The sequence below is a fragment of the Klebsiella terrigena genome, from assembly GCF_006539725.1.
Taxonomy (GTDB): domain Bacteria; phylum Pseudomonadota; class Gammaproteobacteria; order Enterobacterales; family Enterobacteriaceae; genus Klebsiella; species Klebsiella terrigena.
Genome location: NZ_BJNO01000014.1, coordinates 115,715 through 137,864, shown reverse-complemented (window position 1 = coordinate 137,864; position 22,150 = coordinate 115,715). Strand labels below are relative to the sequence as shown.

22 protein-coding genes are annotated in these 22,150 nt (G+C 57.7%); 16 read left to right on the top strand and 6 right to left on the bottom strand.

Going from position 1 to position 22,150, the window contains the following annotated elements; genetic code table 11:
- Positions 1-183 precede the first annotated feature (183 nt).
- Positions 184-954, bottom strand: coding sequence for an amidohydrolase (locus RTE01_RS16375; RefSeq protein WP_076948118.1), 771 nt, complete (start codon positions 952-954; stop codon positions 184-186).
- A gap of 211 nt (positions 955-1,165) precedes the next feature.
- Positions 1,166-3,610 (bottom strand): acyl-CoA dehydrogenase FadE, encoded by a 2,445-nt coding sequence (gene fadE, locus RTE01_RS16370; RefSeq protein ID WP_134525271.1) that lies wholly within the window; start codon positions 3,608-3,610, stop codon positions 1,166-1,168.
- A gap of 238 nt (positions 3,611-3,848) precedes the next feature.
- On the opposite strand from fadE, the gene lpcA reads away from it, so the two are divergent.
- Positions 3,849-4,430, top strand: a complete 582-nt coding sequence (gene lpcA / locus RTE01_RS16365) for a D-sedoheptulose 7-phosphate isomerase (RefSeq protein ID WP_004133848.1) — start codon at positions 3,849-3,851, stop codon at positions 4,428-4,430.
- Positions 4,431-4,581: 151 nt separating this feature from the next.
- Positions 4,582-5,349, top strand: a complete 768-nt coding sequence (locus RTE01_RS16360; RefSeq protein ID WP_041144170.1) for a class II glutamine amidotransferase — start codon at positions 4,582-4,584, stop codon at positions 5,347-5,349.
- On the opposite strand, the gene dpaA is transcribed toward RTE01_RS16360, so the two are convergent.
- On the bottom strand, positions 5,320-6,060 hold the full coding sequence (gene dpaA / locus RTE01_RS16355; RefSeq protein ID WP_041144171.1) for a peptidoglycan meso-diaminopimelic acid protein amidase: 741 nt from the start codon (positions 6,058-6,060) through the stop codon (positions 5,320-5,322). The genes RTE01_RS16360 and dpaA overlap by 30 nt on opposite strands.
- Positions 6,061-6,472: 412 nt before the next feature.
- On the opposite strand from dpaA, the gene RTE01_RS16350 reads away from it, so the two are divergent.
- The 9 genes from RTE01_RS16350 to RTE01_RS16310 all read left to right on the top strand — a co-directional run bounded on the left by RTE01_RS16350 (position 6,473) and on the right by RTE01_RS16310 (position 14,173).
- Positions 6,473-7,816: a Na(+)-translocating NADH-quinone reductase subunit A gene (locus tag RTE01_RS16350; RefSeq protein WP_041144172.1), complete on the top strand. Its 1,344-nt coding sequence runs from the start codon at positions 6,473-6,475 to the stop codon at positions 7,814-7,816.
- 3 nt (positions 7,817-7,819) lie between these two features.
- The gene (locus RTE01_RS16345) at positions 7,820-9,058 is read left to right on the top strand and encodes an NADH:ubiquinone reductase (Na(+)-transporting) subunit B (RefSeq protein WP_041144173.1); all 1,239 of its coding nucleotides are present in this window, start codon (positions 7,820-7,822) and stop codon (positions 9,056-9,058) included.
- Complete coding sequence (locus RTE01_RS16340) at positions 9,051-9,845, top strand: Na(+)-translocating NADH-quinone reductase subunit C (RefSeq protein ID WP_041144174.1); 795 nt, start codon at positions 9,051-9,053, stop codon at positions 9,843-9,845. Before RTE01_RS16345 ends, RTE01_RS16340 begins: the two co-directional genes overlap by 8 nt.
- Complete coding sequence (locus tag RTE01_RS16335; protein WP_041144175.1) at positions 9,838-10,476, top strand: NADH:ubiquinone reductase (Na(+)-transporting) subunit D; 639 nt, start codon at positions 9,838-9,840, stop codon at positions 10,474-10,476. The genes RTE01_RS16340 and RTE01_RS16335 overlap by 8 nt, the downstream gene beginning before the upstream one ends.
- A gap of 3 nt (positions 10,477-10,479) precedes the next feature.
- Positions 10,480-11,079, top strand: a complete 600-nt coding sequence (gene nqrE / locus RTE01_RS16330; RefSeq protein WP_041144176.1) for an NADH:ubiquinone reductase (Na(+)-transporting) subunit E — start codon at positions 10,480-10,482, stop codon at positions 11,077-11,079.
- 11 nt (positions 11,080-11,090) lie between these two features.
- Positions 11,091-12,314 carry an NADH:ubiquinone reductase (Na(+)-transporting) subunit F gene (nqrF, locus tag RTE01_RS16325; RefSeq protein WP_041144177.1) on the top strand — a complete coding sequence of 408 codons (1,224 nt, stop codon included), beginning with the start codon at positions 11,091-11,093 and terminating at the stop codon, positions 12,312-12,314.
- A 2-nt stretch (positions 12,315-12,316) separates the two neighbouring features.
- Positions 12,317-12,532 carry a (Na+)-NQR maturation NqrM gene (nqrM, locus tag RTE01_RS16320; protein WP_041147525.1) on the top strand — a complete coding sequence of 72 codons (216 nt, stop codon included), beginning with the start codon at positions 12,317-12,319 and terminating at the stop codon, positions 12,530-12,532.
- Between the two features lie 136 nt (positions 12,533-12,668).
- Positions 12,669-13,724, top strand: coding sequence for a DNA polymerase IV (gene dinB / locus RTE01_RS16315; RefSeq protein WP_141335185.1), 1,056 nt, complete (start codon positions 12,669-12,671; stop codon positions 13,722-13,724).
- 5 nt (positions 13,725-13,729) lie between these two features.
- Positions 13,730-14,173, top strand: coding sequence for a GNAT family N-acetyltransferase (locus RTE01_RS16310; protein ID WP_115194017.1), 444 nt, complete (start codon positions 13,730-13,732; stop codon positions 14,171-14,173).
- A 92-nt stretch (positions 14,174-14,265) separates the two neighbouring features.
- Here RTE01_RS16310 and pepD read toward each other — a convergent pair whose 3' ends face one another.
- A complete protein-coding gene (pepD, locus tag RTE01_RS16305) occupies positions 14,266-15,723 on the bottom strand; it encodes a cytosol nonspecific dipeptidase (RefSeq protein ID WP_141335183.1) in 1,458 nt (485 codons plus the stop codon).
- Between the two features lie 257 nt (positions 15,724-15,980).
- On the opposite strand from pepD, the gene gpt reads away from it, so the two are divergent.
- From gpt to RTE01_RS16280, 5 genes are all read left to right on the top strand, one after another.
- The gene (gene gpt / locus RTE01_RS16300) at positions 15,981-16,439 is read left to right on the top strand and encodes a xanthine phosphoribosyltransferase (RefSeq protein ID WP_041144180.1); all 459 of its coding nucleotides are present in this window, start codon (positions 15,981-15,983) and stop codon (positions 16,437-16,439) included.
- Positions 16,440-16,545: 106 nt separating this feature from the next.
- Positions 16,546-17,790, top strand: coding sequence for an esterase FrsA (gene frsA / locus RTE01_RS16295; protein WP_123550942.1), 1,245 nt, complete (start codon positions 16,546-16,548; stop codon positions 17,788-17,790).
- 57 nt (positions 17,791-17,847) lie between these two features.
- The gene (gene crl / locus RTE01_RS16290; protein WP_041144182.1) at positions 17,848-18,246 is read left to right on the top strand and encodes a sigma factor-binding protein Crl; all 399 of its coding nucleotides are present in this window, start codon (positions 17,848-17,850) and stop codon (positions 18,244-18,246) included.
- A gap of 540 nt (positions 18,247-18,786) precedes the next feature.
- Positions 18,787-19,341: a type I-F CRISPR-associated endoribonuclease Cas6/Csy4 gene (gene cas6f / locus RTE01_RS16285; RefSeq protein ID WP_115193517.1), complete on the top strand. Its 555-nt coding sequence runs from the start codon at positions 18,787-18,789 to the stop codon at positions 19,339-19,341.
- A gap of 255 nt (positions 19,342-19,596) precedes the next feature.
- Positions 19,597-19,899, top strand: coding sequence for a hypothetical protein (locus RTE01_RS16280; protein ID WP_227503271.1), 303 nt, complete (start codon positions 19,597-19,599; stop codon positions 19,897-19,899).
- Positions 19,900-19,918: 19 nt separating this feature from the next.
- Here the strand turns inward: RTE01_RS16280 and csiR are convergent, their stop codons facing one another.
- On the bottom strand, positions 19,919-20,611 hold the full coding sequence (gene csiR / locus RTE01_RS16275) for a DNA-binding transcriptional regulator CsiR (protein ID WP_115193516.1): 693 nt from the start codon (positions 20,609-20,611) through the stop codon (positions 19,919-19,921).
- A gap of 89 nt (positions 20,612-20,700) precedes the next feature.
- Complete coding sequence (gabD, locus tag RTE01_RS16270) at positions 20,701-22,149, bottom strand: NADP-dependent succinate-semialdehyde dehydrogenase (protein WP_134525274.1); 1,449 nt, start codon at positions 22,147-22,149, stop codon at positions 20,701-20,703.
- Position 22,150: the final 1 nt, after the last annotated feature.

The following is a 22,150-nucleotide window of genomic DNA, read 5'->3' as shown; positions in this document are numbered from 1 at the left end:
CAGAAAAATATTATGTATCCTCAGGGAAGGCCTCTGCACGGGAATGTCCTGGGGCTTAGGGCGAAATAAATAATAAAGGAAAACAAGATGCTGGTGGGGGCGTAAATTTATTGCCCGCGTATTGAGCAGCGTCGTGTTAACGAGGCTGAAGAGCAGCCCCCTCGATGACGAGGGGGCGGGGAATTAATTCAGGCTAAACGGATCGGCATCCTGCCAGGCGGGGAATTTTTCGCGATACTCGTTGAGGGCGGTGAGCGACAGCTCCGCATCGAGTCGCGTGGCCTGATGCGGCTCTGCCGTTGCCAGAATCTCTCCCTGCGGGCTGATAATGCGGCTGTCACCCCGATAGTGGTGGCCATTACCGTCGGTGCCGACCCGATTACAGCCGGCAACGTAGGCCTGGTTTTCAATGGCCCGAGCGACCAGCAGCGACTGCCAGTGCAGCGAGCGCGGCGCCGGCCAGTTGGCCACGTACAGCGCTAAATCGTAATCGTTATGGTTGCGTGACCACACCGGGAAGCGCAGATCGTAGCAAACCAGCGGCAGGATCCGCCAGCCGCGCCACTCGAAAACGACCCGCTCGTTGCCAGCCGTATAATGATGATGCTCTTCGGCCATCCGGAACAGGTGTCGCTTGTCATAAAAATGGGTTTTACCGCCGGGCTCCACCAGCAGGAAGCGGTTAACCGGGCCGCGTTCGGTTTGTAGCGCCGCGCTACCCGCGATAAGGGCATTGGTCTGCAGCGCTTTCTCCCGCATCCAGTCAATGACCTCTTCCTGTGGCAGCGACTGCTGAGCGGCTTCCATCGCGAAGCCGGTGGTGAACATTTCAGGCAAAACAATCAGGTCGCGCCCGCTGACGCCTTCCAGCTGGCGATCGAAATGGCGCAGGTTGGCGGGACCGTCCATCCACACCAGCGGTTGTTGCAGTAGCGTAATTTTCAGGCCAGGCACGGTGGTCAACTCCATTATCATTAGGCTGTTATAGTCACTTTAACACCATATCAGTCTCTGGATAGTCAGCGGAATATTTTGTTAAAAAAATGCTAATGCTGGAAACGATTTGTGCGCAGCCAGAGGGCAGAGAGAGTAGAGGGAGCAAAGCGGGGCAAAAAAGAGGCGGAGGAGAACCCCCGCCCCGATCGTGATGTGGCTATTTTATTATTCAGGCGGCTTCAATCTTGCGGACCTTCTCCGGCAGCTTTACCGGCCGGGTGGCCAGCTCATCCGGGGCGAAGTCATCAACGTTGATGCTGCGCAGGCGGCTGCTCTCCGCTCGGGTAAGAACGGTGGCTTCTTCCTGATTGATTAACCCTTTCGCCAGCGCATTGCGGGCCAGCTCATCAAGACGCGTAAACGGCAGGTTTTTGCCCAGCTCCTTACAGATACGCTGATGAATCGGGTCAGCGGCCATGACGTCCAGCAGCGCTTCTTCCAGCAGACCTACCGGGTTGTGCTCGCTCGGGGTCAGGTACTGGCCGCGGCCAATGCGCGAACGCGTGGCGCTCGGGATCTGCAGGATTTTGGCGACCTTATGGTCCAGCTTATCGGACGGCGCGTCGTAGTGGCGGCCGGTCGGGAAGATGGCAACGCGCATGACGCCGGCGACAAAGCGGTTCGGGAAGTTTTTCAGCAGGTCGTCGATGGCCTGCTCTGCCTGATACAGCGCATCCTGAACGCCCCAGTGAACCAGCGGCAGGTCGGCTTCGTTACGCCCCTCATCGTCATAGCGTTTCAGCACCGCAGAGGCGAGGTACAGCTGGCTTAAAACGTCGCCCAGTCGTGCGGAAATACGCTCGCGACGCTTCAGGCTGCCGCCCAGCACCGCCATTGAGACGTCGGACAGCAGCGCCAGGTTCGCGCTCAGGCGGTTCATATGCTGGTAGTAACGGCGGGTCGCGTCGCGGGTTGGCGTGCTGCTGGTCAGCCCGCGGGTCAGGCCCAGCCAGAAGCTACGGACCTTATTGCTGCCGACGTGACCGATGTGTTTGAACAGCAGCTTGTCGAAAGCGTCAACGTCGTTGTTCTGCGCGGCGGCCATTTCGTCCAGCACGTACGGATGGCAGCGAATTGCGCCCTGACCGAAGATCATCATGCTGCGGGTCAGAATGTTGGCGCCTTCGACGGTGATGGCGATCGGCGCCCCTTGATAGGCGCGGGCGAGGAAGTTGCCTTCGCCCAGCATGATGCCTTTCCCGCCGGTGATATCCATTGCGTCGATGATTGAACGCTGGCCGCGGTGGGTGCAGTGATACTTCACGATTGCTGACAGAACCGCCGGCTTCTCGCCCAGCATGATGCCGTAGGTAATCAGCGACGCGGCGGCGTCCATCACGTAGGCGTTACCTGCAATACGCGCCAGCGGCTCTTCGATGCCTTCCATTTTACCGATGGAGATCTTGAACTGGCGGCGAATATGGGCGTAGGCGCCGGTGGCCATCGCCACGGACTTCAGGCCGCCGGTAGCGTTTGACGGCAGGGTGATCCCGCGACCGACGGAGAGGCACTCCACCAGCATCCGCCAGCCCTGGCCGGCCATCGTTGGGCCGCCGATGATGTAGTCGATTGGGACAAAGATATCTTTACCCTGGGTCGGCCCGTTCTGGAACGGTACGTTAAGCGGGAAGTGGCGGCGGCCAATTTCAACCCCAGGCGTTGAGGTTGGGATCAGCGCGCAGGTGATGCCCAGCTCCTCTTCTCCTCCCAGCAGGCGATCGGGGTCGGAGAGTTTAAACGCCAGCCCCAGTACGGTGGCGATGGGCGCCAGGGTAATGTAGCGCTTGTTCCAGGTCAGGCGCATGCCCAGAACCTGTTCGCCCTGCCACTCGCCCATGCACACTACGCCGGTATCCGGAATGGCGCCGGCGTCGGAGCCCGCTTCCGGGCTGGTCAGCGCAAAGCAGGGGATCTCCTGACCACGCGCGAGGCGCGGCAGATAGTGATTTTTCTGTTCATCGGTGCCGTAATGCTGCAGCAGCTCGCCCGGGCCTAAAGAGTTAGGCACGCCCACGGTAATCGCCAGGATACCGGAAACGCCGGACATTTTTTGCAGCACGCGGGACTGAGCGTAGGCGGAGAACTCCAGACCGCCGTACTCTTTCTTAATGATCATCGCAAAGAAGCGATGCTCTTTCAGATAGGCCCACAGCTGCGGAGGCAGGTCGGCCATTTCGTGGGTAATTTCAAAATCGTTCGCCATGCGGCAGGCTTCTTCCACCGGGCCGTCGATAAATGCCTGCTCTTCAGCAGTCAGGCGCGGCTGCGGATAGTTATGCAGCTTCTGCCAGTCCGGGTTACCACGAAACAGATCGCCTTCCCACCAGGTAGTACCCGCATCGATAGCCTCTTTTTCCGTCCGCGACATCGGCGGCATCACCTTGCGGAATGCGCGGAACGCGGGCGCTGAAAAAATAGATTTACGCATCGGCGCAAAGTTAAACGGCAGCAGGACGATCGCTAACGGCAGCAGCAGCCAGATATTCCACAGCCCGGCCGCGCTAAGCGCGGCGGTCCAGGCGAGCAAAATCGCGCTGCTGAGCAGGAGATTGATTCGGTGATAGAAGAGCGCACCGAGTAGAACAACGGTTGCAACAATACTCAAAATCATCATAACGAAATGCTCCCTGTCTTGTAGGAGGTCTGACCACTTGTGATGATATGGTTGTAGTGGATGTAATTTGTTTTAGCAATGTGTTTACAAAATAATTACAACCTTGCTCACATTGTTGTACGTAAATGCGGCACGTAAAAACAAAACCTCGGGGGATAACAGCGCCTGCTGCTTCTCGCTTTAGCGGCTATCCGGTACACTGCCAGGGTTATTCCACCAATACTGAAGGATTATCCTCATGTACCAGGATCTTATTCGTAACGAACTGAACGAAGCAGCGGAAACGCTGGCTAACTTTCTGCAGGACGAAGCCAATATTCACGCGATCCAGCGTGCCGCGGTGCTGCTGGCAGATAGCTTTAAGGCGGGCGGTAAAGTCCTTTCCTGCGGTAACGGCGGTTCCCACTGCGATGCGATGCATTTCGCCGAAGAACTGACCGGGCGCTATCGTGAAAACCGTCCGGGCTACCCGGCCATTGCGATTTCAGACGTCAGCCACCTTTCCTGCGTTAGCAATGATTTTGGCTATGAGTACGTTTTCTCCCGCTACGTTGAGTCGGTTGGCCGCACCGGTGACGTGCTGCTGGGGATTTCCACCTCCGGTAACTCAGGTAACGTTATCAAAGCGATCGAGGCCGCCCGCGCGCAGGGGATGAAGGTGATCACCCTGACCGGTAAAGACGGCGGTAAAATGGCCGGCTCCGCCGATGTTGAAATTCGCGTGCCGCATTTTGGCTATGCCGACCGTATTCAGGAAATTCACATTAAAGTGATTCATATTCTGATTATGCTGATCGAAAAAGAGATGGTTAAAGCTTAACAGGCCGTATTGCTGGCGGTGTTGAACCCCGGGCAGCGCTCAATCTCCTTGCGTACCTCAGGTACGATCCGGTTTTTGCGCGCTGGCCGCGTTCAGGCTGGCTGACGTAGTAACGCCTTTGGTATTTAAGCCGCGTGGTATGAGGTGAGATATGTGCGAACTGCTCGGGATGAGCGCGAATGTGCCAACAGATATTTGCTTTAGCTTTACCGGGCTGGTTCAGCGCGGTGGCGGCACCGGGCCGCATAAAGACGGCTGGGGCATCACCTTCTATGAAGGCAAAGGCTGTCGCACCTTCAAAGATCCGCAGCCCAGCTTTCAGTCGCCCATTGCTAAGCTGGTGCAGGACTATCCCATCAAATCCTGCTCGGTCATCGCCCATATTCGCCAGGCTAATCGCGGCATCGTGGCGCTGGAAAATACGCATCCCTTTACCCGCGAACTGTGGGGACGCAACTGGACCTACGCCCATAACGGCCAGCTGGAAGGATATGAGACTCTCGATACGGGAAATCTTCATCCGGTCGGCGAAACCGACAGCGAAAAGGCCTTCTGCTGGCTGCTGCACCGTCTGACCGAGCGCTATCCCCGCACCCCTGACTCGATGCCTGAAGTCTTCAGCTATATCGCTGAGCTGGCGGGCGAGCTGCGGGAGAAGGGGGTCTTTAACATGCTGCTCTCCGACGGGCGTTACGTGATGGCGTACTGCTCGACGAACCTGTACTGGATTACGCGACGGGCGCCGTTTGGCGTAGCGACGCTGTTGGATCAGGATGTGGAAATCGACTTTCAACGCGAGACCACACCGAACGATGTGGTCTCCGTTATCGCCACTCAGCCTCTCACCGGCAATGAGACCTGGAATAAGATCATGCCGGGCGAGTGGGCGCTATTTTGCCTGGGGGACCGTGTAGTTTGACGCCAGCTGCGGCTGGATAACTTCATGGCTAAGCGGCTTGCTGACCACGTAGCGGCCGTCCGTTACCGAGATAACCGGTGGCTTGTGGGTTTGCTGGAAATAGTCGTAGCCTGGCTTCAGCTGTTTCCAGAAGTCCGCGTAGTAGGAGTACTTGTGGCGCTCCATGTTGGCGTTGGTCATACGGAAAGGATAAATGCTGACCTGCACGTTTGACTGGCCAAACACCAGCGCGCCGGTCACGAACTGGAAAATCTCATCAATGCCGGTATCGGTCATGGCATAGCAGCCGACAGAGACGCAGGCACCGTGGATCATCAGGTATTTACCTTCATAGCCATGCGCGCGATCGTAGGCGTTTGGGAAGCCGATATTAATGGCTTTATAGAAGCGGCTGTCCGGTTTTAGCTGGCTACGCGCAACGTTGTAAAATCCTTCCGGACTCTTGAAATCGCCCTGACGCTGCTTGGGTCCTAGCCCGCCGGAGTAGTTACAGATCCGGTAGCTGTCGAGAAGTTGCCAGGTTTCGCCCATTTTGACGTAAAGATCGAGCGTTCGCTCCTCTTTAAAGATCTCAATATAGACCGGAGAACCCATCAATTGCTGTTTGTATTCTTTGCTAACCGGCGTCGTCGAGCTGTTATTGCTGAGAAGCCCAGCAAATGAAACGCACGGCAACAGAAGCATCGCAATAAATAATGCGATTTTGCGCATACTGCTTGTTCCTTGATAAAACAAAAACCACATTGCCAGGACGGCAAGAGAGACCCAAAATCAGAGTTTTCTGGATTTAGAGCGCTCACATTAGCATCACGGCAATTTTTCGCAAGCGCGGCGTATCGCGTTTACAATTTAGTTGTCCTTTATAACGAATCCAGCGGCAAAGCGCAGTCAGAACTTTGCGCAATAGCTCGCATTTTAGAGCCGCGTAACGGGGTTTACCTACAGCAACCGCTCACAAAATGTTACACTTGTGGTGCTTAGTCACCAGGGTAAGAAAGGATGCTTCTCCCCCGTCTTGCGAATGAGCAGGACCTTCGCTTTTCCTTTCTTTCTCTGACTTTCCATCAATGTTGCTGGCCGCGGCCTTAAGCCGGGGTTTAGATTACGGACACCTGCTAACGATATGATTAAAATAAAAAAAGGGCTGGATTTGCCCATAGCTGGCATGCCAATACAGCAGACGACTTCTCAGATTGCAGTCAAACGCGTTGCGCTGTTGGGCGAGGAGTACGTCGGTATGCGCCCCTCAATGGCGGTTCAGGAAGGCGACCGGGTGCAGAAAGGCCAGCCGCTGTTCGAAGATAAAAAGAACCCTGGCGTCCATTTTACCGCGCCTGCGAGCGGGGTTATCAGTGCGGTTCACCGCGGGGAACGCCGGGTACTGCAGTCGGTGGTGATTGATGTCGAGGGCAGCGACGCGGTGCAGTTTCCCCGCTATGCGCCGGACGAGCTTGCCGGGCTGTCGCGTGAGGTCGTACAGCGTCAGCTGCTGGCCTCCGGCCAGTGGACGGCGCTGCGCACCCGGCCTTTCAGCAAAACGCCGGCGCCGGGCAGCGTGCCGGCGGCGATTTTCGTCACCGCAATTGATACCAACCCGCTGGCCGCCGATCCTCAGCCCATTATCCTCGCCCAGCGCGAGGCCTTTGACGCCGGTCTTACGCTGCTGACCAGCCTCACCGACGGCAAAATCCACGTCTGCCAGGCCAGCGGCGGTAAGCTGGGCGGCCATCGTTCAGGGCAGATTACCTTTAACCAGTTCGCAGGCCCGCATCCGGCGGGGCTGGCGGGAACCCACATCCACTTCCTCGAACCGGTGAGCCTGACAAAACAGGTCTGGCACCTGAACTATCAGGAGGTTATCGCCATCGGGCGGCTGTTCCTTGACGGTGAGCTCTACAGCGAGCGCGTTATTGCGCTTGGCGGCCCGCAGGTCAAGGCGCCGCGGCTGGTGCAAACCTGCTGCGGCGCCAGCCTGGATGAGCTGCTGGCGGACGGGCTCGCGGACGGCGAAAACCGGGTGATTTCCGGCTCGGTGCTGAGCGGCACCCACGCCTTTGGCCCGCGTGCTTTTCTCGGCCGTTTCCACCTGCAGGTGAGCGTGGTTAAAGAGGGGCGCGACAAAGAGCTGTTTGGCTGGGTGATGCCGGGGAAAGATAAATTCTCCATCACCCGGACCACCGTAGGGCACTTCCTGAAGCATAAATTATTCAACTTTTCGACCGATACCCACGGCGGCGAGCGGGCGATGGTGCCGATTGGCAACTACGAAAGAGTGATGCCGCTGGACATTCTCCCCACCGTACTGCTGCGCGATCTGCTGGCGGGCGATAGCGAAAGCGCGCAGGCGCTGGGCTGTCTGGAGCTGGATGAAGAAGATCTCGCGCTGTGCACCTACGTGTGCCCCGGCAAATATGAATATGGGCCGGCGCTGCGCAGCGTGTTAACCCAGATTGAGCAGGAAGGATAGGTCATGGGCTTAAAGCAGCTGTTTGACAAAATTGAGCCGCACTTCACGCACGGCGGCAGGCTGGAAAAGTACTACCCGCTGTTCGAAGCGACGGCGACGCTATTTTACACTCCCGGTCAGGTGACGCGGGGAGCCGCGCACGTACGTGATGCCATCGATCTGAAGCGAATGATGATCCTGGTGTGGCTCGCCGTGTTCCCGGCGATGTTCTGGGGCATGTATAACGTTGGCCTGCAAACGCTCCCGGCGCTGCACAAGCTGTATGGCGCAGAGCAGCTGCAGCAGATTATTGCCAGCGACTGGCACTACGGCCTTGCGCAGTGGCTGGGGGTAAGCTTCGCCGCGGATGCGGGCTGGATAAGCATGATGACCCTCGGCGCGGTGTACTTCCTGCCCATCTATATCACCGTATTTATCGTCGGAGGGTTCTGGGAGGTGCTCTTTGCCATCGTGCGCAAGCATGAAATCAACGAGGGCTTTTTCGTCACCTCGATTCTTTTCGCGCTGATTGTCCCGCCCACGCTGCCGCTGTGGCAGGCGGCGCTGGGCATCTCTTTCGGCGTGGTTATCGCCAAAGAGATTTTTGGCGGCACCGGGCGTAACTTCCTTAACCCGGCGCTGGCAGGGCGCGCGTTCCTGTTCTTTGCCTACCCAGCGCAGATTTCTGGCGACCTGGTATGGACCGCCGCGGACGGCTTTTCCGGCGCGACGCCGCTCTCCCAGTGGGCGAGCGGCGGCGGTGAAGCGCTGGTAAACGTAGCCAGCGGCCAGCCGGTGAGCTGGCTGGATGCCTTCCTCGGCAATATTCCCGGCTCGATTGGCGAGGTCTCAACGCTGATGATCCTGATCGGCGGCGCGATTCTTATCTTTAGCCGCGTAGCCTCCTGGCGCATCGTTGCCGGGGTGGCGATCGGCATGGTGGCGACCGCGACGCTGTTTAACTTTATCGGCTCGGACACCAACCCGCTATTCGCCATGCCGTGGTACTGGCATCTGGTGCTCGGCGGTTTTGCCTTCGGCATGATGTTTATGGCGACGGACCCGGTATCCGCCTCGTTTACCGATAAAGGCAAATGGAGCTATGGCCTGCTTATCGGCGTGATGTGCGTGCTGATCCGCGTGGTCAACCCGGCCTATCCGGAAGGGATGATGCTGGCCATTCTCTTTGCCAACCTTTTTGCGCCGCTGTTCGATTACCTGGTGGTGCAGGCCAATATTAAGCGGAGGAAGTCGCGTGGCTGAGAATAAAGGTAACGATAGCATCGGCAAAACGCTGCTGGTGGTGCTGGTGCTGTGTCTGGTCTGCTCTATCGTGGTTGCCGGCTCCGCCGTGGGCCTGAAGTCTCGGCAGCAGGAGCAGCGTGAGCTGGATAAACAGCGCAATATCCTCGCCGTGTCCGGGCTGATGACGCCGAGGATGAGCGCCGATGAGGTGGAGAGCGTTTTTGCCGCCCGTATCTCTCCGCGGCTGGTGGATTTAGCCAGCGGCGAGCTGCTGGATAAGGACCCGGCTAAATTTAACCAGGCGCAGGCGCTGAAAGATCCTGAGCAAAGCATCTCGCTGGAGGTCAGCCAGGACCCGGCGGGCATCAAGCATCGGAGCAATATTGTCGAAATTTATCTGGTGCGCGATGAGCAGCAGCAGATTCAGGAAGTGATCCTGCCGATTTACGGCAACGGTCTGTGGTCGATGATGTACGCCTTCGTGGCACTGGGTACCGATGGCCGTACCATTAAGGGCCTGACGTATTACGATCACGGCGAAACGCCGGGGCTGGGCGGTGAGGTGGAAAACCCCAACTGGCGCCAGCAGTTTATCGGCAAGCAGGTGCTTGATGATAGCGGCCATCCGGCGCTGAAGGTGGTGAAGGGCGGGGCGCACCCGGGAGATATCCATGCCGTCGACGGCCTGTCCGGGGCGACGCTGACCTCCAACGGCGTGCAGCATAGCTTTGATTTCTGGATGGGCGAGCTGGGCTTCGGCCCGTTTCTGAAAAGAGTGCGTGATGGAGAGCTGAATAATGGCTGAAGCAGGCGATACGAAAGAGATGAAGCGCGTGCTGGTGGGGCCGCTGCTGGCTAATAACCCCATTACGCTGCAGGTGCTGGGGGTCTGCTCGGCGCTGGCGGTGACCACTAAGCTGGAAACCGCGCTGGTGATGACCGTCGCGGTCACGCTGGTGACGGCCTTCTCCAGCATGTTTATCTCGATGATCCGCCACCATATACCCAACAGCGTGCGCATTATCGTGCAGATGACGATCGTCGCCTCGCTGGTGATCGTGGTGGACCAGCTGCTGCGCGCCTTTGCCTATGAGACCTCCAGACAACTGTCGGTATTCGTCGGGCTTATCATCACCAACTGCATCGTGATGGGGCGGGCAGAAGGGTTCGCCATGAAGTCACCGCCGCTGGCCAGCTTTATCGACGGCATTGGTAACGGTCTGGGCTATGGCGCCATTCTGATTATTGTCGGCTTTCTGCGCGAGCTTATCGGCAGCGGCAAGCTGTTTGGGATGACCGTCCTTGAGACCGTGCAAAACGGCGGCTGGTATCAGCCAAACGGCCTGTTCCTGCTGGCGCCGAGCGCGTTCTTCATTATCGGTTTGCTGATTTGGGCGCTGCGCAGCTGGAAGCCGGAACAGCAGGAAAAGGAGTAAACGATGACGGCTCACTATATCAGTCTGTTTGTCCGCGCCGTATTCGTAGAAAACATGGCGCTGGCCTTCTTCCTCGGGATGTGTACCTTCCTTGCGGTCTCGAAAAAGGTCTCTACCGCCTTTGGTCTCGGCCTGACGGTCACCATCGTGCTTGGTCTGGCGGTGCCGATCAATAACCTGATCTATAACCTGGTACTGCGCGACGGGGCGCTGGCGGAGGGCGTTGATTTAAGCTTCCTCAACTTTATTACCTTCATTGGGGTTATCGCCGCGCTGGTGCAGATCCTCGAGATGATCCTCGATAAGTATTTCCCGGCGTTACATCACGCGCTGGGGATCTTCCTGCCGCTGATTGCCGTGCACTGCGCGATTTTTGGCGGCGTCTCCTTCATGGTGCAGCGTGACTACAACTTCACGGAGTCCATTGTCTACGGCTTCGGTTCTGGCATCGGCTGGACGCTGGCGATTGTCGCCCTGGCGGGCATCCGGGAAAGAATGAAATATGCCAACGTGCCCGCGGGTCTGCGCGGGTTAGGGATCACCTTTATTACCACGGGACTGATGGCGCTGGGCTTTATGTCATTCTCCGGTGTGCAGCTATAAGGGCGGAAAGTATGGAAATTATTCTTGGCGTCGTGATGTTCACCCTGATCGTGCTGGTGCTCTCGGGGCTGATCCTCGCCGCGCGTTCAAAGCTGGTTAACGCCGGTGACGTGGTCATTGAAATTAATAACGAGGCGGACAGGCAAATACGCACCCCTGCCGGCGATAAGCTGCTTAACACCCTCTCCAACAACGGCATTTTCGTCTCTTCCGCCTGCGGCGGCGGCGGCTCGTGCGGCCAGTGTCGGGTGACGATAAAAGAGGGCGGTGGCGATATCCTGCCGACCGAGCTTTCCCATATCTCCCGGCGCGAGGCGAAAGAGGGCTGCCGTCTGGCCTGTCAGGTGGCGGTAAAGCAGGACATGAAGATTGAGCTACCGGAAGAGATCTTCGGCGTCAAAAAATGGCAATGTGACGTTATCTCTAATGATAACAAAGCGACGTTTATCAAAGAGCTGAAGCTGCGCGTGCCGGACGGCGAAGTCGTGCCGTTCCGCGCCGGCGGGTATATCCAGATCGAGTGCCCGTCGCATAAGATCGCCTACGCCGATTTTGACGTCCCGGACGAGTACCGCGCCGACTGGGATAAGTTTGACCTGTTCCGCTACGTCTCCGAGGTAAAAGAGCCGACCCTGCGCGCCTACTCGATGGCTAACTATCCGGACGAGAAGGGCATCATCATGCTCAACGTGCGTATTGCCACGCCGCCGCCGAAGGTACCGGACGCGCCGCCGGGCATTATGTCGTCCTATATCTGGTCGCTAAAGGCCGGCGACAGGGTGACCATCTCCGGGCCGTTTGGCGAATTCTTTGCCAAAGATACCGACGCTGAAATGGTCTTTATCGGCGGCGGGGCCGGCATGGCGCCGATGCGTTCGCATATTTTCGATCAGCTCAAGCGGCTGCACAGCGGGCGTAAAATCAGCTTCTGGTACGGCGCGCGCTCGCTGCGCGAAATGTTCTACGACGATGAATTCGAACAGCTGGCGCGGGAAAATCCTAACTTTACCTTCCACGTGGCGCTGTCCGATCCGCTGCCGGAAGATAGCTGGGATGGTCACACCGGCTTCATCCACAATGTGCTATATGAGAACTATCTGCGCGATCACCCGGCGCCGGAGGACTGCGAGTTTTACATGTGCGGGCCGCCGGTGATGAACGCCGCGGTAATTAAAATGCTCAAGGATCTCGGCGTCGAGGATGACAATATCATGCTGGATGATTTTGGAGGCTGATGATGTGGACTCTGTTTTTCGCCACCTTTGTGATTTTCGCCCTGGTGATTCTGGGGATGTCGCTGGGGTATCTGGTAAAGCGCAAAAGCCTGCAGGGGAGCTGCGGCGGGATCGCCTCGCTGGGTCTGGAAAAGGTCTGCGACTGCCCGGAGCCGTGCGATGCGCGCAAAAAACGCCTGGCGCGCGAAGCGCAGCGTAAGCAGGAGCGGATCCTGTAACCTCTCCCCGCCTGTCTCATAACCCCGGCCGCGCTCAGCGACGCCGGGGGTTGTCCTCAGCGCATTTTGGCTTCCCTCTCTTCTCATTACGCAGAATTATGCTGTATACTTGTCCAGTGGTCAGTGAGGGCTAGCTATGCGCAAAATCATCCATGTTGATATGGACTGCTTCTTTGCCGCGGTTGAAATGCGAGATAACCCGGCGTTGCGGGATATTCCCATCGCCATCGGCGGCAGCCGGGTCCAGCGGGGCGTCATCAGTACCGCCAACTATCCGGCGCGTAAGTTTGGCGTGCGTAGCGCCATGCCAACGGCGATGGCGCTTAAGCTTTGCCCGCAACTGACGCTGCTGCCGGGGCGCTTTGACGCCTACAAAGAGGCATCGGCCCATATCCGGGAAATCTTTTCACGCTACACCTCGCTGATTGAACCCCTCTCGCTTGATGAGGCCTATCTTGACGTCACCGACAGCGTCCACTGCCAGGGCTCGGCGACGCTGATGGCCGAAGAGATCCGCCAGACCATTCACCATGAGCTGCAGCTGACCGCTTCCGCCGGTATCGCCCCGGTGAAGTTTCTCGCCAAAATCGCCTCCGATCTCAATAAACCCAACGGCCAGTTTGTGATTGCGCCGCACCAGGTTGCCGAGTTCGTCAGAACCCTGCCGCTGGCAAAAATACCCGGCGTGGGGAAAGTCTCCGCGGCTAAGCTGGAAAATATGGGGCTGCGCACCTGCGAAGACGTGCAGAAAAGCGATCTGGCGATGCTGCTCAAGCGCTTCGGCAAATTTGGTCGGATCCTGTGGGAGAGAAGCCAGGGCATCGACGAGCGGGAAATCAACAACACGCGACAGCGTAAATCGGTGGGCGTCGAGCGTACGCTGGTGGAGGATATTCACCAGTGGGGCGACTGTGAGGCGATTATCGAGAGCCTCTACCAGGAGCTGGAGCGGCGGCTGCTCAAGGTTAAACCGGATCTGCTGATTGCCCGCCAGGGGGTAAAGCTCAAGTTTAATGATTTTCAGCTCACCACCCAGGAGCACGTCTGGCCGCGCCTGAGTAAAGATGATTTGCTCGCCACGGCCTACAAAGCCTGGCATGAACGGCGCGGCGGCCGCGGGGTGCGGCTGGTGGGGCTGCACGTTACGTTACTCGATCCCCAGCTGGAGCGGCAGCTGGTTCTGGGACTATAGCTATGCTGCAGATAAGAGATTACCAGGATGACGATTTTTCCGCGCTGTGCGCCATCTTTCTGCGCGCGATTCGGCAGACCGCCAGCCGCGACTATTCGCCACGGCAAATTGCCGCCTGGGCGCAGGTTGATGAGGCGCGCTGGCGGCAAAAAATGCGCGACTCGCGGGTGCTGGTGGCGGTGATTGACCGGCAGCCGGTCGGCTTTATTAGCGCCATCGACAGCGATATCGATCTCCTGTTTGTCGCTCCCGAGCGCGCCCGCCAGGGAATTGCCGGGGCGTTGCTCGCGGAGCTATTCAGGCAAATTCCGCAGGGGACGCTGACGGTTGAGGCCAGCATCACGGCCAGGGCCTGCTTTGCGCGTCATGGCTTCACGGTCGTTGAAGAGCAGCGGGTGGCCGCGCGGGGAGAGACGTTTATTAACTATCGCATGGAGAAGGTGAGGTAGGGAGCGGCTTGTGGCCGGTGTAGATTCGCGGGCGACGAGGCCGCCGCCCGCATCCGGGAGAACCCGGAGAGATCAAACCTGCGGCTGGCCGCTTATTTTGTCGGAATGGCTTTCAGCAGTTCAGTCAGCAGGGTCCAGTACTGGCCAACGCTCTCGATATGAACCTGTTCGTCCGGAGAGTGTGGTCCGGTAATGGTCGGCCCAATGGAAACCATATCCATATCCGGGTACGGCTTCTTGAACAGACCGCACTCCAGACCGGCGTGAATAATCTGGATATTCGGCGTTTTGTTAAACAGACGCTGGTAGGTTTCGCGGACCAGATGCATAACCGGTGAGTTTGCATCCGGCTGCCAGCCTGGGTAAGCGCCTTTGGCTTCGGTTTTAGCGCCCGCCAGTTTGCCTAACGAATCCAGCATGCTGACGACGTAGTCTTTGCCGCTGTCGATCAGGGAACGGATCAGGCAGTGAATTTCGACGTTATCATCGGTCATGGTCACCACGCCGACGTTGAGGGAGGTCTCTACCACGCCCTTCGCCACGTCGGAGTTACGGATCACACCGTTCGGCATGGCGTTCAGCAGACGAACGAAGCCGTCGCGAGACTGCGCCGTCAGCGCGGCTTTATCCGTCGTAACGGCATCCAGCAGCAGGACCAGATTCTTCTCTTTGGCCGCCAGCTCGTTTTTAAGGATCTCCTGGTAGGTATTGACCAGAGCCGCCAGGGCGTCCGTCTTGTCAGCGGCTACCGCAACGGTGGCGAAGGCTTCACGCGGAATGGCGTTACGCAGGGTGCCGCCGTTGAAATCAACCAGGCGCAGGTCCAGCTCGGCGGCGTGACCGGCGAGGAAGCGGGCCAGCAGCTTGTTGGCATTCCCCAGGCCGACGTGGATTTCACCGCCGGAGTGGCCGCCTTTCAGCCCTTTTAACGTCAGCTTAAAGCTCTGGAAACCGGCTGGAATCGCTTCGCGCGCCAGCGGCAGGTTGGAGGTGAAGTCGATACCACCGGCGCAACCCATGTAGATTTCGCCTTCTTCTTCCGAGTCGGTATTAATCAGGATATCGGCCTGTAGCCAGTTTGCCTGCAGGCCAAACGCGCCGTCCATCCCGGCTTCTTCGGTCATGGTCAGCAGCACTTCCAGCGGGCCGTGTTCGACGGCGTCGTCAGCCAATACCGCCAGAGCGGAAGCCATACCGATGCCGTTATCGGCGCCGAGGGTTGTGCCGCGGGCCTTGATCCACTCGCCGTCGATGTACGGCTGAATCGGATCTTTAGTAAAGTCGTGCACGGTGTCGTTGTTTTTCTGCGGCACCATATCGAGGTGCGCCTGCAGCACGACCGGTTTACGGTTTTCCATCCCGGCGGTAGCGGCTTTACGAATCAGAATGTTGCCAACCTGGTCGCGTTCTGCGTGTAAGCCTTTTTCTTTTGCCCAGCCCATGATGTGTTCAGCGAGTTGTTCTTCGTGATAGGACGGATGGGGAATGGAGCAGATTTTGGCAAAAATATCCCACAGCGGCTGCGGGGATAATTGAGACAGTTCAGACACGATGAGTCTCCTTACGATCGCCTGCAAAATTCTTTTGCAGGTCGAGGGTTAGCAATAGAATACACGACAAGCGAGGGCTTGCGCGGTGGGGTTGAGAATACCACTTTCCACGCGCACGGGTAGTGGAAACAACGCAAAAAGCGTCGCCAGGGCCGCTTAATACTGGTTTTTAGCGCTTCAGATCTCTATAATCTCGCGCAACCATTTTCCCCCTCGAACATCATTTAAGCCGTATTACACAGGCTGGGACACTTCACATGAGCGAAAAATACGTCGTCACCTGGGACATGTTGCAGATTCACGCCCGCAAACTGGCAAGTCGCCTGATGCCTTCTGAACAATGGAAAGGCATTATTGCCGTTAGCCGCGGTGGTCTGGTACCGGGCGCGCTGCTGGCGCGTGAGCTGGGTATTCGTCATGTTGATACCGTTTGCATTTCTAGCTATGACCACGATAACCAGCGTGAGCTGACCGTCCTTAAGCGTGCTGAAGGTGATGGTGAAGGGTTCATCGTTATTGATGACTTGGTCGATACCGGCGGCACCGCGGTAGCCATTCGCGAAATGTATCCAAAAGCACACTTCGTCACTATTTTCGCTAAGCCGGCCGGTCGTCCGCTGGTTGACGATTATGTTGTTGATATTCCGCAGGAAACTTGGATTGAACAGCCGTGGGATATGGGCGTGGTCTTCGTACCGCCTATCTCAGGTCGTTAATTTTCAAGGCAAGTGCTATTTACCACGCCCGGTTTTGCCGGGCGTGGTTTTTTTTGCCTGTTAGCAGGTTACAATAGCAGAAGTGGCAACACGATGGAGACTGCACATGTCACAGGCTAACCTTAGCGAAACGCTGTTTAAACCTCGATTCAAACACCCAGAAACGTCGACGCTGGTGCGCCGGTTTGCGTCCGGTTCGCAGCAGCCGATCCACTCCGCGCTTGATGGTAACAACGTCGATCATTGGTATCGTCTGATCAATCGCCTGATGTGGATCCGTCGCGGCGTGACGCCGCAGGAGATCCTCGACGTGCAGGCGCGCATCGTCATGAGCGATGCGGAGCGCACCAACCCTGAGCTGTACGACACCGTCGTGGGGTATCGCGGCGGCAACTGGATTTTCGAATGGGCTAAACAGGCCATGATTTGGCAGCAAATGGCGGGTCAGGAAACGGACCTTGAGCTCAGTGGCCGCCACTGGCTGCACGCCTCCAACCTCTACAGCATTGCCGCCTATCCGCACATTAAAGGCGATGAGCTTGCCGATCAGGCGCAGGCGCTGGCCAACCGGGCCTATGAAGAGGCCGCTCAGCGTCTGCCGGGCGAGCTACGCGAGATCGAATTCCCGATACCCGGCGGCGCGCCGGTCAGCGGGTTTTTACATCTGCCAAAAGGTGAAGGCCCGTTCCCGGTGATCATGATGTGCGGCGGCCTGGACTCGCTGCAGACCGATTACTACAGCCTGTATGAGGACTATTTTGCCCCGCTGGGGATAGCGATGCTGACCCTCGATCTGCCTTCCATCGGCTTTTCATCGAAATGGACGCTGACCCAGGACACCAGCCTGCTGCACCAGCACGCGCTGCGGCATCTGGAAAACGTTCCGTGGGTTGACCATACCCGGGTCGCGGCGTTCGGCTTCCGCTTTGGTGCCAATATTGCCGTCCGGCTCGGCTATCTTGAGTCACAGCGCCTGAAGGCCGTAGCCTGTCTGGGGCCGGTGGTGCACAGCCTGCTGGTCGATCCTCTGCACCAGGGGCGCGTCCCTGAAATGTATCTTGACGTGCTGGCGTCGCGCCTGGGCATGCACGACGCCTCTGATGAAGCGCTGCGCATTGAGCTGAACCGCTACTCGTTAAAAACCCAGGGGCTTCTGGGGCGCCGCTGCCCGACGCCGATGTTCTCCGGCTACTGGAAAAACGATCCTTTCAGCCCGGAAGAGGAGTCGCGTTTAATTACCTCGTCATCTGCCGATGGCAAGCTGCTCGAGATCCCATCGAAGCCGATTTATCGCAGTTTTGATCACGCATTGCGACAGATTAGCCGGTGGATCAATCATAGATTTGGTTAATATATTGCTAAATTTTATTGATTTGGTAAAACAGTTGCATCACTAAAGGAGATCGCAATGACGTTACCGAGTGGACACCTGAAGAGTAAGCTGATTAAGAAATTCACGGCTCTTGGCCCCTATATCCGCGAAGAGCAGTGTGAAGACAACCGCTTCTTTTTCGATTGCCTGGCAGTTTGCGTCAACGTTAAACCGGCGCCGGAAAAACGAGAGTTTTGGGGTTGGTGGATGGAGATGGAAGCACAGGCATCGCGCTTCACGTACAGCTATCAGTTTGGTTTGTTCGATAAAGAAGGGGTATGGCAGTCGGTGGATATCGACGATCCTGAAGTTAGCGAACGGCTTGAAAAAACGCTCCGTGATTTCCACACCAGAGCCAACGCGCTGCTGGCAACGTTCAGCCTCAAGCTTGAACCGGCTGATGACTTTAGCGAGCCGGTCAGGCTGAGAGCCTGATGCCCCGTCCGTAGACTCAATCGAGCGAAAATGTCCATGCCCCACGGCGTGGACATTTTTTTACGTAGAAATTTTTTTACTAATTGTAAGTCCTGAGAGGCCGGGAAGCGGGGAGAGCGCGATGCTATCCCCGTCACTTCAGTCCGGTCGGTCACTTTTGCTCGCCCCATCATAATCAGCGCTACCCTCCAGGCCAGGCCGGGCTTTATCTTGCTGCAGTCAAAGGGTAAGGGCCTACAGGGCAATATCCAGGCCATCGGGAGAAATATAAAGCGAGGGATCGCGCACAATAAATAGCCCGTCACTCAATAGCCTGTTATTCACATCATGTAATAGTCACCCCGGCGGAATAATAACGCTGACGTGACTATTATTTCGGTGCGCCATTTTATTGATTTTACGCGATGAAATTAGCCAGGTTAAACCCCACTGCAACCGCCACGCGGTTATTTCCTTACCTTTTGCTAATTTGATTTGTATCAACGGCATTGTTTTTTGTATGGGTAAGGATGGCGGCAATGTATTAAGGAGAAATAGCCGATGGATTATTATATTGAAATTAAACTTATTCCACGACAATCACGCTCTCTGCCGTCCCTCCTTTCCGCGCTGTTTGAAAAACTATTCGTTGCGCTAAGCGCCCACAGGCATGGGGATATTGGCTTAAGCCTGCCGGCATTTAAGCAAACGCCGGGGAATGTGATTAGGCTACATGGGCAGCGGTACGGGCTGGAAAATCTCAGGCTTCGGGTATTACTTAATGATTTATCACATTATATCTGGATTGGTCCGGCGACGCCGGTACCCGATAACGTCCAGTATCGTCATTACCGGCGCGTGCAGCTTAAAACGCCGCACCAGCGCATGAAGCGCTATATGAAGCGCCGCGGCGCTATCTCAGCCGACGCGCCGACCGGGCACAGGCGTCAGGTCACGACGCCGACTTCGGATTTACCCTATATCTGGATAAAGAATCAGGCCCTGGGTCGAAGCTTCCGCATGTTTATTGCCGCAGGCGACTTAAGCGATACGCCAACGGAGGGGACGTTTAACCATTACGGGCTGAGCTCCACCGCGACGGTCCCCTTCTTTTGAAGAGTCCGGCGGTGGGGCGCCATCGCCGAAATTTTCCGCTGCGCTCATTGCCTTTCGGGTATTCGCGCGATTAAGACCAGGATAATTCCTGGAATCCAGGTCCGCCTGGCGAATGTGGCCGCCGGGAATGCCTGATGGAGCGATACGTGATACCGTTAGAAAAATAGCCCCTTAAATTATAAGATCTTCATGAAATTCATATTGCTAACAAGCCTGATTGGCTTATTTCTCTCACCAGCATGGGCCGGCACCGCAGTGAAACTATCCTGCTCGCTGCGGCAAAGCGTGACCATCTCCCGCTTCCACTACAAGCTCTCCACCATGAAGTGGGGGGATCATTTCCAGGTCGCCTCGGGCATGAAGCAGGCGCAGACGAAAAGCCACGTGCCTTTTCGCATCACCAGCTTTCAAAACGGCGACGATCTGGTCTTTTTCCCCGATAGTAACGAGTACTTTTTCTTCTACTCCGGCATGGCGACCCCCGATCGATGCGTCGTTCAGGAGACCTACACCTACCCGATTACGCAGCTGCCTTTCTATAAGAAACCGGCCAAATAAGCCCTCCGGCAGCGCCTCGTCAGGAGGCTTTCTGCTGAAGTTTTCCCGCCATCGCCCGTTGAATGACCGGAATAGGCGTCAGCAGATGCTGGCGCATCAGCTCACCGGCAAGCGGGGCGTCGCGCGCCAGAATCGCCTCGGTTAGCCTTCGATGCTGGCGCTGCTTATCTTCCAGCATGGCAACCGACAGCACGGTCGTGCGCAGCCAGATAAAACGGTAGCGCGCGGCGAGGTCGAAAAGGCGTTCGCGCATTTGCAGCAGATACTGTGAACCGCAGCCGGCAACGATGGCGGAATGGAACGCCTGATGACGCCTGTCCCACTCGTCCAGCAGCTGCTCGCTGGCATCGCTGGACTCCAGCTTATTGAGCAGATGCGCCCTCGCGAGCAGCTCGGCCTCCCACTCGTCGTCGCCGCGCTCAATGGCGAGACGCACCAGCATCGCCTCCATATGAGCCCTGGCGTCGAAGATATCGAGCAGCTCCTGCTGCGACATCGAGGCAACCCGATAGCCTTTTTGATTAACCACGGTGACCAGGCGCTCGGCAACCAGCCGGGAGAGCGCTTCGCGCAGCGGCCCGACGCCAAGCGCATAGCGCGCGGTTAACAGGCTCATACGCAGCTTCTCATCGGGCTGATACAGGCCGCGAATGATGTCGCTTTTGAGCCAGCGGTATCCGTCGATGGCCGTCGGCTGGGAGGTGGCGGTCATGGGCTTACTCCTGAACGGCTATCCCGGCCTTTTTGCGCCGGGACGGGCGTATTAGGGTTGTATTGACGGCATCAACGTCGGGCGTAACCCTACAGACCAATGCACATATATTTGATCTCTAAGTAATCGTCGATGCCATACTTCGAGCCCTCGCGGCCGAGCCCCGAGGCTTTGACGCCGCCAAAAGGCGCGACCTCATTGGAGATGAGGCCGGTGTTGATCCCGACAATCCCGTACTCCAGCGCCTCGCCAACGCGGAAGACGCGGCTCAGATCGCGGGCATAGAAATAGGCCGCGAGGCCGAATTCGGTATCGTTAGCCTGACGGATAACGTCCGCCTCATCTTTAAAGCGGAACAGCGGGGCCAGCGGGCCGAAGGTCTCCTCTTTAGCAACCTTAGCGCTATCGGGAACGTCCAGCAGGATCGTCGGCTGGAAGAAGTTGCCGCCCAGCTCGTGCACCTTGCCGCCGGTCATGATGCGCGCGCCTTTGGCGAGGGCATCGGCAATATGCTCCTGCACCTTGGCGACCGCTTTGTCATCAATCAGCGGCCCGGTGGTGACGCCGCTTTGCAGGCCATCGCCGAGCCGCAGCTTTTCCACCGCCTGCTGCAGCTTTTCGGCAAAGCGGTCGTAAACGCCCTCCTGCACGTACAGGCGATTGGCGCAAACGCAGGTCTGCCCGGCGTTGCGGAACTTGGAGGCCAGCGCGCCTTCAACCGCTTTATCGAGATCGGCATCGTCGAACACGATAAACGGCGCGTTGCCGCCGAGCTCGAGGGAGACTTTCTTAATATCTTGCGCACACTGCGCCATCAGCTGACGGCCAATCTCCGTCGAGCCGGTAAACGACAGCTTGCGCACCAGCGGGTTGCTGGTCAGCGCGTTACCGACCGCGCCGGCGGATCCTGTCACCACGCTGAAAACGCCGTCGGGGATCCCGGCGCGCTGCGCCAGCTCGGCCAGCGCGAGGGCGGAGAAGGGGGTCTGGCTGGCGGGTTTGAGCACCATGGTGCAGCCTGCGGCCAGCGCCGGGCCGGCCTTGCGGGTGATCATGGCGGCAGGGAAGTTCCACGGGGTGATGGCGGCGGTGACGCCAATCGGCTGCTTGATAACGATCAGGCGCTTATCCGCCTGATGGCCGGGAATGGTGTCGCCGTAGACGCGCTTACCTTCTTCGGCAAACCATTCGATAAACGAGGCGGCGTAGCCGATTTCGCCCTTAGCTTCCGCCAGCGGTTTCCCCTGCTCCAGGGTCATTAAGCGGGCGAGGTCGTCCTGGTTCGCCATGATAAGATCGAACCAGCGGCGCAGGATCGCGGCCCGCTCTTTAGCCGTTAGCGCCCGCCAGGCTGGGAGCGCGCAGTTGGCGGCATCAATGGCCTCGTGGGTCTCTTCGGCGCCCATTTTCGGCACGCTGCCCAGCCGCTGGTCGTTGGCCGGGTTGGTGACCGTAATCACCTCCCCGCTGAGGGCATCGCGCCACTGGCCGTCGATAAATGCCTGCTGGCGAAACAAAGTTGGGTCGTTGAGTTGCATG